The sequence below is a fragment of the Streptomyces parvus genome (assembly GCF_014648875.1).
Taxonomy (GTDB): domain Bacteria; phylum Actinomycetota; class Actinomycetes; order Streptomycetales; family Streptomycetaceae; genus Streptomyces; species Streptomyces parvus.
On record NZ_BMRY01000001.1, the window covers coordinates 717,767 to 730,036 of the forward strand.

14 protein-coding genes are annotated in these 12,270 nt (G+C 72.6%); 8 read left to right on the forward strand and 6 right to left on the reverse strand.

Features of this window, described 5'->3' with window-relative positions; genetic code table 11:
• Window positions 1-89: 89 nt before the first annotated feature.
• Window positions 90-509 carry a hypothetical protein gene (locus IE140_RS03130; RefSeq protein WP_093444355.1) on the reverse strand — a complete coding sequence of 140 codons (420 nt, stop codon included), beginning with the start codon at window positions 507-509 and terminating at the stop codon, window positions 90-92.
• 62 nt (window positions 510-571) lie between these two features.
• On the opposite strand from IE140_RS03130, the gene IE140_RS03135 reads away from it, so the two are divergent.
• Window positions 572-1,279 (forward strand): uridine kinase family protein, encoded by a 708-nt coding sequence (locus IE140_RS03135; RefSeq protein ID WP_093444354.1) that lies wholly within the window; start codon window positions 572-574, stop codon window positions 1,277-1,279.
• A gap of 304 nt (window positions 1,280-1,583) precedes the next feature.
• Here IE140_RS03135 and IE140_RS03140 read toward each other — a convergent pair whose 3' ends face one another.
• Window positions 1,584-2,375, reverse strand: coding sequence for a SigE family RNA polymerase sigma factor (locus IE140_RS03140; RefSeq protein ID WP_093444353.1), 792 nt, complete (start codon window positions 2,373-2,375; stop codon window positions 1,584-1,586).
• Window positions 2,376-2,557: 182 nt separating this feature from the next.
• Between IE140_RS03140 and afsQ1 the strand changes: the two genes are divergently transcribed.
• From afsQ1 to IE140_RS03165, 5 genes are all read left to right on the forward strand, one after another.
• Window positions 2,558-3,235 carry a two-component system response regulator AfsQ1 gene (afsQ1, locus tag IE140_RS03145; protein ID WP_006127084.1) on the forward strand — a complete coding sequence of 226 codons (678 nt, stop codon included), beginning with the start codon at window positions 2,558-2,560 and terminating at the stop codon, window positions 3,233-3,235.
• Window positions 3,232-4,761, forward strand: coding sequence for an ATP-binding protein (locus tag IE140_RS03150; RefSeq protein ID WP_150192938.1), 1,530 nt, complete (start codon window positions 3,232-3,234; stop codon window positions 4,759-4,761). The genes afsQ1 and IE140_RS03150 overlap by 4 nt, the downstream gene beginning before the upstream one ends.
• Window positions 4,758-5,402 (forward strand): GerMN domain-containing protein, encoded by a 645-nt coding sequence (locus tag IE140_RS03155; protein WP_150192939.1) that lies wholly within the window; start codon window positions 4,758-4,760, stop codon window positions 5,400-5,402. The genes IE140_RS03150 and IE140_RS03155 overlap by 4 nt, the downstream gene beginning before the upstream one ends.
• Window positions 5,403-5,550: 148 nt before the next feature.
• Window positions 5,551-6,123 carry a VanZ family protein gene (locus IE140_RS03160; protein WP_093444350.1) on the forward strand — a complete coding sequence of 191 codons (573 nt, stop codon included), beginning with the start codon at window positions 5,551-5,553 and terminating at the stop codon, window positions 6,121-6,123.
• Window positions 6,124-6,217: 94 nt separating this feature from the next.
• A complete protein-coding gene (locus IE140_RS03165; RefSeq protein ID WP_006127080.1) occupies window positions 6,218-6,424 on the forward strand; it encodes a PspC domain-containing protein in 207 nt (68 codons plus the stop codon).
• A 126-nt stretch (window positions 6,425-6,550) separates the two neighbouring features.
• Here the strand turns inward: IE140_RS03165 and IE140_RS03170 are convergent, their stop codons facing one another.
• Together IE140_RS03170 and IE140_RS03175 are read right to left on the reverse strand one after the other, a co-directional pair.
• Window positions 6,551-6,850, reverse strand: a complete 300-nt coding sequence (locus IE140_RS03170) for a hypothetical protein (RefSeq protein WP_010058552.1) — start codon at window positions 6,848-6,850, stop codon at window positions 6,551-6,553.
• 134 nt (window positions 6,851-6,984) lie between these two features.
• Window positions 6,985-8,139, reverse strand: coding sequence for an adenosine deaminase (locus IE140_RS03175; protein ID WP_032783160.1), 1,155 nt, complete (start codon window positions 8,137-8,139; stop codon window positions 6,985-6,987).
• Window positions 8,140-8,242: 103 nt separating this feature from the next.
• Here IE140_RS03175 and IE140_RS03180 point away from each other — a divergent pair, with 103 nt between their 5' ends.
• Entirely contained in the window at window positions 8,243-9,004 is a 762-nt protein-coding gene (locus IE140_RS03180) for an alpha/beta hydrolase family protein (RefSeq protein WP_167533552.1), read from the forward strand.
• Between the two features lie 100 nt (window positions 9,005-9,104).
• On the opposite strand, the gene IE140_RS03185 is transcribed toward IE140_RS03180, so the two are convergent.
• Both IE140_RS03185 and IE140_RS03190 read right to left on the reverse strand, forming a co-directional pair.
• Complete coding sequence (locus IE140_RS03185) at window positions 9,105-9,854, reverse strand: hypothetical protein (RefSeq protein ID WP_150196912.1); 750 nt, start codon at window positions 9,852-9,854, stop codon at window positions 9,105-9,107.
• 64 nt (window positions 9,855-9,918) lie between these two features.
• The gene (locus IE140_RS03190; protein ID WP_032763637.1) at window positions 9,919-10,872 is read right to left on the reverse strand and encodes a LysR family transcriptional regulator; all 954 of its coding nucleotides are present in this window, start codon (window positions 10,870-10,872) and stop codon (window positions 9,919-9,921) included.
• A gap of 62 nt (window positions 10,873-10,934) precedes the next feature.
• On the opposite strand from IE140_RS03190, the gene IE140_RS03195 reads away from it, so the two are divergent.
• Entirely contained in the window at window positions 10,935-12,251 is a 1,317-nt protein-coding gene (locus tag IE140_RS03195; RefSeq protein WP_150196913.1) for an MFS transporter, read from the forward strand.
• Window positions 12,252-12,270: the final 19 nt, after the last annotated feature.

A 12,270-nucleotide genomic window follows, 5' to 3' on the forward strand; every position in this document is an offset into this window, starting at 1 on the left:
AACCACGCCTCACGCACGCGAACGGGGCCGCCCCACCACCCCGGGGCGGCCCCGTTCGCCGTGCCCGTGTCCGTGCCCGTGTCCGCGCTTCAGCCGGTGACGAGCTTGGTCACCGAACCCACCACGGGCAGATCGCTCAGCGAACCGCCGCTGGTGATCGGGTCGGTGAGGATGGCGGTGGTCACCGGCTTGAAGTCGGCGATCTGGGTGCCGACGGCGTTGTCCAGCGGGTCCACGCCGGTCCCCGCCAGCGGGTCCAGCTGAAGGTCGGTGATCGGGGCGACGCTGCTGGCCAGCGAAGTCCCGAGCGCGCTGGTCACGGCGGGCGCGGCCGTCTCGCCGACCGCCTGGAGGGCGGAGACGCCCTGTTCCGGGACCTCGGCCGCCGACGGCAGCGAGACGGCCTGTGCGGAGCCCGCACCGGCCCCCAGCGCGGCCCCCAGCGCGGTGAAGGTCAGACCGGCGCGCAGCAGGACGCGACGTTCGGGCTTACGTGCATGAAGTGCCATGTTTTCCACCTGATCGAGCCTGGTCGGGTAATCGTCCGTACGCGCAGAGTAGTTGAGGTGTGATGCTGGATACCAACAGGAGACCCGAGGGGTCGCCTACGCGGGTCAATGCCTCACACTTCTGTTCTGTGAGTTCCCAACCGATCCCGACCCGCGTCGTGCTGCTCGCGGGCCCCTCCGGCTCCGGCAAGTCCGTCCTGGCCGCCCGCACCGGCCTCCCGGTGCTGCGCCTGGACGACTTCTACAAGGAGTACGACGACCCGACGCTGCCCCGGGTCCCCGGCTCCACGGACATCGACTGGGACTCCGCCGGGTCCTGGGACGCGGACGCGGCGGTGGCCGCGATCGCCGAGCTGTGCCGGCGAGGCCGTACGGACGTTCCGGTGTACGACATCGCCACCAGCTCCCGTACGGGTCACGAGACCTTCCACATCGAGCGCTCACCGCTGTTCGTGGCGGAGGGCATCTTCGCTGCGGACATCGTGGAGCGCTGCCAGGGGCTGGGCCTGCTGGCCGACGCGCTCTGCCTGCGCGGCCGGCCGTCGACCACGTTCCGCCGACGCCTGGTGCGCGATCTGCGCGAGGGCCGTAAGTCGGTCCCGTTCCTGCTGCGGCGCGGCTGGCGCCTGATGCGTGCCGAACGGCGCATCGTGGCCCGTCAGACGGCGCTGGGGGCGTATCCGTGCGGCAAGGAGGAGGCGCTGGGACGGTTCGCCGCCGCAGCGGCGGGGCGGTGCCACCGTGGGGCGCCGGCGGGGCGGGCGGTGTAGCCCGCGGGCGGCGGGTGCCTGCGGCGGGCTTTCTCCCCGCCCCTTCCCGTCACCGGGGCTCCGCCCCGGACCCCGCTCCTCAAACGCCGGGGGCGCTGAAAGAAAGCGGGGCCGTACAGGACCCCCCGGCCCGTACGACCCCGCTGATTTCCCCCGTACTCCCCCGTGGCCCGCGCCTCCCCCGAAGCGACGAGCCGTTCCCCCCTGTTTCCCCCGGGTCCCCTCGGTCCCCGTTTTACTGCTCCCCCGTGTTTCCCCGTACTCCCCCGTGGCCCCCGCCTCCCCCGAAGCGGAGGGCCCTGCCTCAGGCCACCAGCTCGCCGAAGGACTCCTGCTCGTCACGTCCGAAGCTGAGGACCTCGTCCTCGCGCAGCCGGCGCAGGGAGCGCCAAATGCTCGACTTCACCGTGCCGACACTGATGTCGAGGATGGACGCGATCTCCGGGTCGGTGCGGCCCTCGTAGTACCGCAGGACCAGCATCGTGCGCTGGAGTTCGGGCAGCCGGGCGAGCGCCTGCCACAGCACCGCCCGCAGCTCCGTGCCGCGCATCGCGTCCGTGTCGCCCACCGTCTCCGGCAGCTCCTCGGTCGGGTATTCGTTGAGCTTGCGCCTGCGCCAGGCGCTGATGTGCAGGTTGGTCATGGTGCGGCGCAGATAGCCGCCGACCGCCGCCTTGTCGCTGATCCGGTCCCAGGCCCGGTACGTCGAGAACAGGGCGCTCTGGAGCAGGTCCTCGGCCTCGAAGCGGTCACCGGTCAGGTGGTAGGCGGTCGCGTACAGGGAGGCCCGTCGCTCCTGGACGTAGGCCGTGAACGCCGCTTCGGCGTCCGCGTTCTCCGCCCCCGTGGTGCGATCCCCCGTGGCCTTCCCGTACGCGTTTCCCCCGTTGCCCCCCACATCCCCCGTGGGTGCGTCAACCACCGTCATGTACGTCGAACGCGGCTGCTCCGCGGTCGGCTGCGACGGCAGATGCTGACGCCCGGCGCTTCGAACACACCCCCGCATGTTCGTCACACCGGACTTCTCGCTGCTCCGGCCGATGTCGTGGAGGCGCGTGACAACTGCGCTTGAGCTGGTGCTGTGCAGTGCGTTCATCTCGCGCCCCCTATCGGTGGAGTCCGTTCGTTCCTTGCTGACCATGAGCTTGCCGGGGCAGTTTCATGGCGCTGTCCCCCGACTGTCACAGGCCTGTCACAGGGGCGGTCGCGGCCGTGCCCGGACAATCGGACGGGACCACAGGTCGAACTGAAGCGCCACCATGGGCCAGAATGACGCTCGTGCCTTTCCTGTTGCTGATCGAGGACGACGACGCCATCCGCACGGCCCTCGAACTCTCGCTGTCACGCCAGGGCCACCGTGTGGCCACCGCGGCGACGGGAGAGGACGGCCTGGAGCTGCTGCGCGAGCAGCGGCCCGACCTGGTCGTGCTGGATGTGATGCTGCCCGGGATCGACGGTTTCGAGGTGTGCCGGCGGATCCGCCGCACCGACCAGCTGCCGATCATTCTGCTGACCGCGCGCAGCGACGACATCGACGTCGTGGTGGGACTGGAGTCCGGCGCGGACGACTACGTGGTGAAACCCGTCCAGGGCCGGGTGCTGGACGCCCGGATCCGGGCGGTGCTGCGCCGCGGGGAGCGCGAGTCGACCGACTCGGCGACCTTCGGCAACGTGGTGATCGACCGCTCCGCCATGACCGTCACCAAGGACGGGGAGGATCTGCAGCTCACGCCGACCGAGCTGCGGCTCCTGCTGGAGCTGAGCCGCCGGCCCGGGCAGGCCCTGTCCCGGCAGCAGTTGCTGCGTCTGGTGTGGGAGCACGACTACCTGGGCGACTCCCGGCTGGTGGACGCCTGTGTGCAGCGGCTGCGCGCGAAGGTGGAGGACGTGCCGTCCTCGCCGACCCTCATCCGTACGGTGCGGGGCGTGGGTTACCGGCTGGACTCGCCTCAGTGACCGAGACCGTCAAGCGGTCCCTGCGTGCGGGGCTGCGCTGGACCAGTCTGCGCCTGCGGCTCGTCGTGGTGTTCGCGCTGGTGGCTCTGGTCGCCGCGGTGTCCGCCTCGGGGATCGCGTACTGGCTCAACCGCGAGGCCGTGCTGACCCGGACGCAGGACACCGCGCTCGGCGACTTCCGGCGGCAGATGCAGGAGACGGCGGCGGCGCTGCCGGCGCGGCCCACCAAGGACGATCTCCAGCGCGCGGCCGGGAAGATGGCGTCCAGCGGCCCCGGCTACAACGTGCTGCTGGAGGCGGAGCGAGAGCGCGGCAAGCCGATCGTGGGCTACTCCGACCTGGACGGCTTCACCCGCGCCCACGTGCCGGACTCGCTGCAGGAGCAGGTGGCCCGCAAGCAGCCGCTGTCGTCGAGCAACGAGCACGAGTACCACCTGTTCTGGCAGCGTACGAGCATCGCGGGCACCCCGTATCTCGTCGCCGGTACGCGGATCATCGGCGGCGGCCCGACCGGTTACATGCTCAAGTCCCTCGACCAGGAGCGGCAGGACCTCAACTCGCTGGCCTGGTCGCTGGGGATCGCCACCGCGCTCGCTCTGGTCGGCTCGGCGCTGCTCGCGCAGGCGGCCGCGACGACGGTGCTGCGCCCGGTGCAGCGGCTCGGCGACGCGGCCCGCAAGCTCGGCGAGGGCAAGCTCGACACCCGGCTCGTGGTCTCCGGCACGGACGAACTCGCCGATCTCTCCCGTACGTTCAACCGGACGGCGAGCTCGCTGGAGAAGAAGGTCGCGGACATGAGCGCGCGGGAGGAGGCGAGCCGCCGGTTCGTCGCCGACATGTCGCACGAGCTGCGTACGCCGCTGACCGCGATCACCGCGGTGGCCGAGGTGCTGGAGGACGAGGCGGACACCCTCGATCCGATGATCGCGCCCGCCGTGCACCTGGTGGTCAGCGAGACCCGGCGGCTGAACGACCTGGTGGAGAACCTGATGGAGGTGACCCGCTTCGACGCGGGCACGGCCCGGCTCGTCCTGGACGACGTCGACGTGGCCGACCAGGTGACCGCGTGCATCGACGCGCGGGCCTGGCTGGACGCGGTGCACCTGGACGCGGAGCGCGGCACGATGGCCCGGCTCGATCCGCGCCGGCTGGACGTGATCCTGGCCAATCTGATCGGCAACGCCCTCAAGCACGGCGGTTCGCCGGTGGGCGTGCGGGTGCGGACCGAGGGCGAGGAGCTGGTCATCGAGGTACGGGACCACGGTCCGGGGATCCCCGAGGACGTGCTGCCGCACGTCTTCGACCGGTTCTACAAGGCGAGCGCCTCCCGACCGCGGTCGGAGGGCAGCGGGCTCGGCCTCTCCATCGCCGTGGAGAACGCGCACATCCACGGCGGTGACATCTCGGCGGCCAACTCCCCGGACGGCGGTGCCGTGTTCACCCTGCGGCTGCTGCGTGACGCCGAGCGGATCGTACGGAACGACGAACCGGGCGCGGACGCCCCGGGCGAGGACGGGGCGACGTGAAGCGCGGCGATGTCACGTACCGGAGGCGGAGCGCGCTGCGGTCGCGTGGGCGGTCGGCCGTCTCCCTCGTCGGCCTGCTGACGCTCACGGCGCTGGTCTCCGGGTGCGGGATCCGGACGACCTCGGTGCCGGTGGACGCGGGGGCCGCTCCCTCCCGGGTGCCGTGCCGGCTCGCCGCGTCGGACGTCGCCACACCGTCGCCGGACGGTGTGAGCGCCGAGGTGTATCTGGTCTGCGCCTCGCAGCTGGTCACCGTGGAACGTCCGGTGCCGGCCGACGCGGTCGGGGCCGAGCCGGTGGAGGTGGCCCGCGCGCTGCTGAGCGAGGTCCAACGGGCTCCGTCCGCGGGCGAGCGGCGGGCCGGGTTCACCACGGCGGTTCCGGCGGGGCTGCGGGTGGATCCGCCCCGGGACGGCGATCCGGCGGGCACCCTGCGGCTGAGCAGCCAGCCGGAGGACCTGTCGGAGGAGGCGCTGGCCCAGCTGGTGTGCACGTACACGGAGAGCGATGCGCTGGTCCGGGACGGCTCGGTGGTCCTCGGCGGGCCCGGGGACTACCCGCCGCGCGGCTATCTGTGCACCTCGCAGACGAAGGCCCGGCCGGGGGACCTGGCCACGCCGGACGCCCTCCGACTGGACTGACGCGGGCCGGGAGGGGCCGGGGCGAGGTCGGGAGGGGGCGGCAGGAGGGCCGGGGCGGGGTCGGGGAGAGCCGGGAGAGCCGGGAGAGCCGGTTGTACGCAGTCGGCCCCGGCCGTACGGAACCGATCCTGCCGGTCGTGGCGTCTTGGTGGGCGTGCGTCACAGTTCGGACGGCCAGACCGTCATCCACTTCCGCGCGGCGGGCATCACTCTCCTGATCTCACACCTTCTGTTCGTCGGGTGGCTGACGCTGCGCCCGCTGGACGTCCCCTGGATCACGGCGGCCAATTTCGAGCCGCTCGCCGGGATCAGGGCGGACCTCGCGCTGGGACCGGCCGAGGCGGCCCGCCGGATCGGCGGGGCGCTGGTGCTGCTGGCCCCGCTCGGGGTGCTGCTGCCGATGGCCGGGGGCCGGATCTTCGTCTCCCCCTGGATCTCGCTGCTGCGTACGGTCGCCGCCGGGGCGCTGATCTCGCTGGCCATCGAGCTGGGGCAGACCGGGGTTCCGGGGCAGGTCGTCGACATCGACTCGCTGCTGCTGAACACCACCGGGGTGGTGCTCGCCCATCTGCTGGTCGTCCCGCTGTGCCGGGCGCGGCTGCGCCGCCGGGGGCTGCCGGGGGTCCGGGACCTGCCGTACTTCCGTCACGAGACCCGACTCAGGGACGAGGCCCCTCAGGGATCGACCCCGACGATTACCGGGGTCGGCCTCGCCCCGTAGAGCGATGCTTTGTCCCCCTTCGCGGCGGCACCATGGATACATCGGGGAGCAGAGAAAGCTGCTCCTGCCGCAACGGTTCGCGAAGGAGCCCACCATGGCCGCACTTGTCCGCCCCCGCGAAGGCCGCATGATCGGCGGAGTGTGCGCAGGCCTCGCCCGGCGCTTCGGTACGTCGGCGAGCACGATGCGCGTGATCTTCGTCGTCTCCTGTCTGCTGCCCGGCCCGCAGTTCCTGCTCTACCTGGCGCTGTGGCTGCTGCTGCCCTCGGAGAAGTCCGCCTCTTCCGCGACGGCCTGGTGACGCGCCGGGCCACGGGGAGCGAGCAGGCGGAGGAGAACGCGCGGTGGGGCGCACACCCTGGTCCAGGGTGTGCGCCCCACCGACATGTGCGGGTGCGCGCCGGAATCCCGGCGCGCGGGTGGCGGGTCAGCCGCCGAGCGGGATCCCGTTGGCGGTGAGGCCCTGGGTGGGCAGTCCGCCGAGCAGGCCGGTGACCGGGGCGGCCGCGTCGGTGGCCTGGCCGCCGAGGACCTTGCCGACGGTGTCCTGGACCGGCGCGTTCTGGACCGACTGCGCGACGGTGTCCAGCGCCATCGTCGAGACGGGGAGCGCCCCGGCCGCGGCGTCCAGCGGCAGCGCGGGGGCGGCCGAGGCGCTGCCGGCGGCGGCAGCGGCGAAAGCGGCACCGAGAGCGGCGACACCGAGAGTCTTGGCAGACTTCTTCATGGAGAATTCATCCTTGGGGAAGGGGATGTGAGCGGCTCTGCAAACTAGCCATCCCGCCGCCCGGTCCGCAAACATCCCGACACGCGGAAAAGGGCCGGGAATCCGCTTCCCGGCCCTTTCACCTCAGGCGCCCCTCAGCCTGCGGAGACCGTAGAACTGCTGGTCACAGCGGTCTGACGGAAAAGCCACTCCGACTTCAGCTCGGCGTATCCGGGCTTGATGACGTCACTGATCATCGCGAGACGTTCGTCGAAAGGAATGAAAGCTGATTTCATCGCATTGACTGTGAACCACTGCATGTCGTCGAGCGTGTATCCGAAAGCCTCAGTCAGGTGCTCGAATTCCTGGCTCATGCTGGTCCCGCTCATCAGCCGGTTGTCCGTGTTCACCGTGATGCGGAAGTGCAGCTTGCGCAGCAGCCCGATCGGGTGCCCGGCGTACGAGTCCGCGGCGCCGGTCTGGAGGTTGGAGGTCGGGCACATCTCCAGCGGGATGCGCTTGTCGCGTACGTAGGAGGCGAGGCGGCCGAGCGAGACCGAGCCGTCCTCGGCGACCTCGATGTCGTCGATGATCCGTACCCCGTGGCCGAGCCGGTCGGCGCCGCACCACTGGAGGGCCTGCCAGATCGACGGCAGGCCGAAGGCCTCGCCCGCGTGGATGGTGAAGTGGTTGTTCTCGCGCTTGAGGTACTCGAACGCGTCGAGGTGCCGGGTGGGCGGGAAGCCGGCCTCGGCGCCCGCGATGTCGAAGCCGACGACGCCCTGGTCGCGGTAGCTGTTGGCCAGCTCGGCGATCTCCAGGGCGCGGGCGGCGTGCCGCATCGCGGTGAGGAGGGCGCCGACGCGGATGCGGTGGCCGTTGGCGCGGGCGATGCGCTCGCCCTCGCGGAAGCCCTCGTTGACGGCCTCGACGACCTCTTCGAGGGTCAGCCCGCCCTCCAGGTGCTGCTCGGGGGCGTAGCGGATCTCGGCGTAGACGACACCGTCCTCGGCGAGGTCCTCGGCACACTCGGCGGCCACCCGGAACAGCGCGTCACGGGTCTGCATGACGGCGCAGGTGTGGGCGAAGGTCTCCAGATACCGGGGCAGCGAGCCGGAGTCGGCGGCCTCGCGGAACCAGATGCCGAGCTTGTCGGGCTCGGTCTCGGGGAGGGAGTCGTAACCCTGCGCGCGGGCGAGCTCGACGATGGTGCCCGGCCGCAGGCCGCCGTCGAGGTGGTCGTGGAGCAGCACCTTGGGGGCGCGCCGGATCTGGTCGGAATCAGGGACATTCGGGGTCTGGCTCGTCATCTTGGCACTCTAGCGCCTACGCGCGTAGAGCGCCGGTTGTCGATGCGTAACAGTGACCGGAAAGTCGGGTGGAGTACACCTGCTCTTCTGAGACTGTTCTGTCATGGGACAGCGCGCACTCCCCCTGCCCGCAGCCAGGCTGGGACGGGCCGTACAGACGGCCGGAGCAACCGACGAGGTCAGCGGCGTGGTTCTGCTGCTCCCGGACGGCGAGGCCGACTCGCGCCGCCGTCCCTCCACCCTCTCGTACGCCATACAACTGCCGTTCGCCCGCGCCCTGGCCCGCGCCGGGGAGGGCGACGGGCTCGCGGTGCACGTGCTGCGCTACCGCTGCCGGGGCTGGAACGCGGACGACGCGCATCCGGCCGAGGACGCCGCGTGGGCGGCCGACGAGGTCCAGCGGCACTACGGCGACGTCCCGGTCTGCCTGGTCGGCCACGGGATGGGCGGACGGGCCGCGTTGCGGGCCGCCGGGCACGGTGCGGTCACCTCGGTCCTGGCGATGGCGCCGTGGCTGCCGGAGCGGACGGCGGCCGAACCCGAGCCGGTGAAGCAGCTGATGGGGCGGCGGGTGCTGATCGTGCACGGCACGAACGACGAGCGCACGGACCCGGAGTTGTCCTACCGGCTGGCCGAGCGGGCGAAGAAGGCCAACCGGGACACCTGCCGCTTCGAAGTCCACTCCGACGGGCACGCGTTGCGCCAGCACCGCTCCGAAGTGGTGGCGCTGGCAGCCGACTTCGTCCGCGGCTCGCTCTTCGCCCGGTCCTACGCCCGCCCGGTCGCGGACGCGCTCGCCGCACCGCCGCCACTGGGGCTGCGGATGCCGCTGGCCGCCGGGTTCGGGCGGTCGTTGCGGCACTGATGGGCGGGGCGCCGGACCGGGGTGGGTACCGGGACGGTGAGCGTGCCGCCGTCCGAGCCCCCGGCGCGGGCTGCCACCGCCGGGCCGGTCCGGTCCGGCGTCAGGCCGTCCGGCGCCGCGCGAGTCCCCGTAGCAGCAGCGCCGTGGCCGCCCATACGGTCGCGCATCCCGCGGCGGCGACCAGCAGGACGAGCCAGACGGTGTCCGTGACGGTGGCGGCGGTGGCGGCGATGCCGGACGCCAGCAGGGTCGCCGCCATCACCACGACGACCTGTGCCGTGGGGGTGTCCGTGGCGCGGGTGGCGCGGCGGCGGTGCAGCCACCCCGCCCCCCGCAGGAATACGGCCCCGACGACCAGCAGGGTGAGCCCGAGGGCCAGTTGGACGGTCGAGTCGTGGCCCGGCCTGGCGGTCGTGTCCTGGCGCAGCTCGCCCGCTTCCACCGCCCACACCACGTCGCGCCAGGACAGCACGGTGACCCGGTCCCCGGGTGCCAGCTTCTCCCAGAGGGGCCCGTCGCCCCGCATCCGCACCCGGAACGGCGGTTCCGCGGCCCCGCCGTCGAGCGTGACCCAGTGGGTGACGGCCTTGTTCGAACGGCCGGTCTCGGTGGAGACGACGGTGGCGGGCCACTCGGCGAGGCAGTCGCCGTTCTCGGGCGCGGCGGCCTCCGAGCACGGCCGCGCCGCCCGGAAGTCGGCGGCCTCGGAGAGGGCGCCGGGCAGCAGCGCGAACAGGATGGCCGCCGCCAGCACCAGCACCGAGCCGACGACGGACGCGAAGATGACGCCCTGCAGGCCCGGGAGCCCGGGCGGCTGCGGGTACGGCCGGGAAGAAGCGGGACGGTTCACCGCGCCATTCTCGCTCACCTGTTCCCGTCAGAGCCCGCCTGGCCCCCGGCCCCGTCCAGTCCCCTCAGTCCGGCAGCAGGTTTCCCCGCCGCGAGAGCAGGAAGCGCTTGAAGGCGGCGACCGGCGGGGTGTCGGGGTGTCCGTCCAGCCAGGCGACGCCGATCTCGCGGGCCGCGCGCGGGGCCGTCACCGTCAGCTCGACGACCCCGGGGCGGGCGACGGCGGGCGGCGGCAGCAGCGCCACCCCGAGTCCGGCGGCGACCAGCCCGCGCAGGGTCTCCGCCTCCTCGCCCTCGAAGGCTACGCGCGGGGTGAAGCCCGCCTCGGCGCAGAGGTCGTCGGTGATCCGGCGCAGCCCGTAACCGGGCTCCAGCGTCACGAACGTCTCGTCGGCGGCCTCCGCGAGGCGGATCCGGCGGCGGGCAGCGAGGCGGTGGTCGTCGGGGACCACGAGGCGCAGCCGCTGTTCGTCGAGGCGGCGCGTGACCAGGTCGGGGGCGTCGGGCACGGGTGAGGTGAGGCAGAGGTCGAGGCCGCCCGCGCGGAGCCGTTCGATCATGGCCTCGCCGTAGTTCTGCACGAGCTGGAAGCGGACCCTCGGGTGGTCGGCCCGGAACGCGCGGATCAGGGCGGGCACGGTCTCGGAGCCCATCGTGTGCAGGAAGCCGAAGGAGACCCGGCCCGCCGTCGGGTCGGCGTCCGCCCGGACCGAGTCGGCGGCCTTCTCCACCTCGGCCAGGGCGCGTTCGGCCGAGCCGAGGAAGGTGCGGCCCGCCGGGGTGAGCGAGACGGTGCGGCCCTTGCGGGCGAACAGGGCGACGCCCAGGTCCGCTTCGAGCCGGACCATGGCCCGGGAGAGCGTGGACTGCGGGACGCCCAGCTCATGTGCGGCGCGGGTCACATGCTCGTGCCGGGCGACCGCCTCGAAGTACGCCAGGCGGGGCGCGAGCACGGCCCGGATGTCTTCTTCGTAACTACTCGGTGACAGCCGAGGCCCTGAGCTGCGTTCATGCGCCATGGGATTGATTATCGCAGTTTCGTGCATTGGACGCATGAAACCCGCGGGTCTACTTTCGACGTATGCCTCCCGCCGATACCGGGGCATCCACCGTCGTGGTGGGTGCCTCTGCCCCGTCGTCCCCCGTCACCACCACTGCCGCGCCGGCCGCCGCCACCCATGAGCGCCTGGAGCCCGGCCGCCCCGGCTACCGCCGGATGAGCTTCGCCCTCTTCGCCGCCGGTGTCGCGGCGTTCGCCCTCCTCTACTCCACCCAGGCCCTGCTGCCCGCCGTCTCCGCCTCGTTCGACGCCACCGCCGCACAGGCGAGCTGGACCGTCTCGGCGGCGACCGGGGCACTGGCCCTGTTCGTCCTCCCGCTGAGCGCGCTCTCGGAGCGGTTCGGGCGGCGGCAGATGATGACGGCGTCGCTGGCAATCGCGGTACTGGTCGGGCTGCTGGTGCCCCTCGCCCCGTCGATGGCCGCGCTGATCGCGCTGCGCGCCGTCCAGGGTGCGGCGCTGGCCGGGCTGCCGGCCTCCGCGATGGCGTATCTCGCGGAGGAGGTGCGGCCCAAGGCGCTGATCGCCGCGATCGGGCTGTTCGTCGCGGGCAACAGCATCGGCGGGATGAGCGGCCGCATCCTCACCGGCTGGGTCGCCCAGGCCTGGGGCTGGCGCGCCGCGCTCGCGGCGGTCGGGCTGCTCGCGCTGGCGTGCGCGGTGGTCTTCCACTTCCTGATCCCCAAGGCCCGTAACTTCCGCCCCGGCTCGCTGAACCCGAAGGCCCTGGCGAAGAGCGTCGCCACCCACCTGGGCAACCCGCTGCTGGTCCGGCTGTACGCGATCGGCGCCCTGTTCATGACGGTGTTCGGCGCGGTCTACACGGTGATCGGCTACCGGCTGGTCGAGGAGCCGTTCAGCCTGCCGCAGGGCGTCATCGGCTCGATCTTCCTCGTCTACCTGGTGGGTACGGTCTCCTCCGCGGCCGCCGGACGTCTGGTGGCCCGCCTCGGCCGCCGGGGCGCGCTCTACCTGGCGGTCTCCACGACCGCCGCCGGGCTGCTGCTCTCGCTGGCGGACTCGCTGGCCGCCGTGCTGCTGGGCCTGGTGCTGATCACGGCCGGCTTCTTCGCCGGGCACGCGGTCGCCTCGTCCTCGGTGAGCCGGACCGCGACGGAGGGCCGGGCGCAGGCGTCGGCGCTCTACCAGTCGGCGTACTACCTGGGCTCCAGCGCGGGCGGCACGCTGGGCGCGGTCGCCTTCCACGCCGGGGGCTGGGCGGCGACGGTGGCGCTGGGCCTGCTGGCGGTGCTCGGCGTCGTCTCGATCACCCTGTACGGGACCCGGGTGGCGCGGGCGGAGCGGCGGGCGCTGGTTCCGGCGACGGCCACCCGCTGAGCGCACGGGTCCGCCTCGG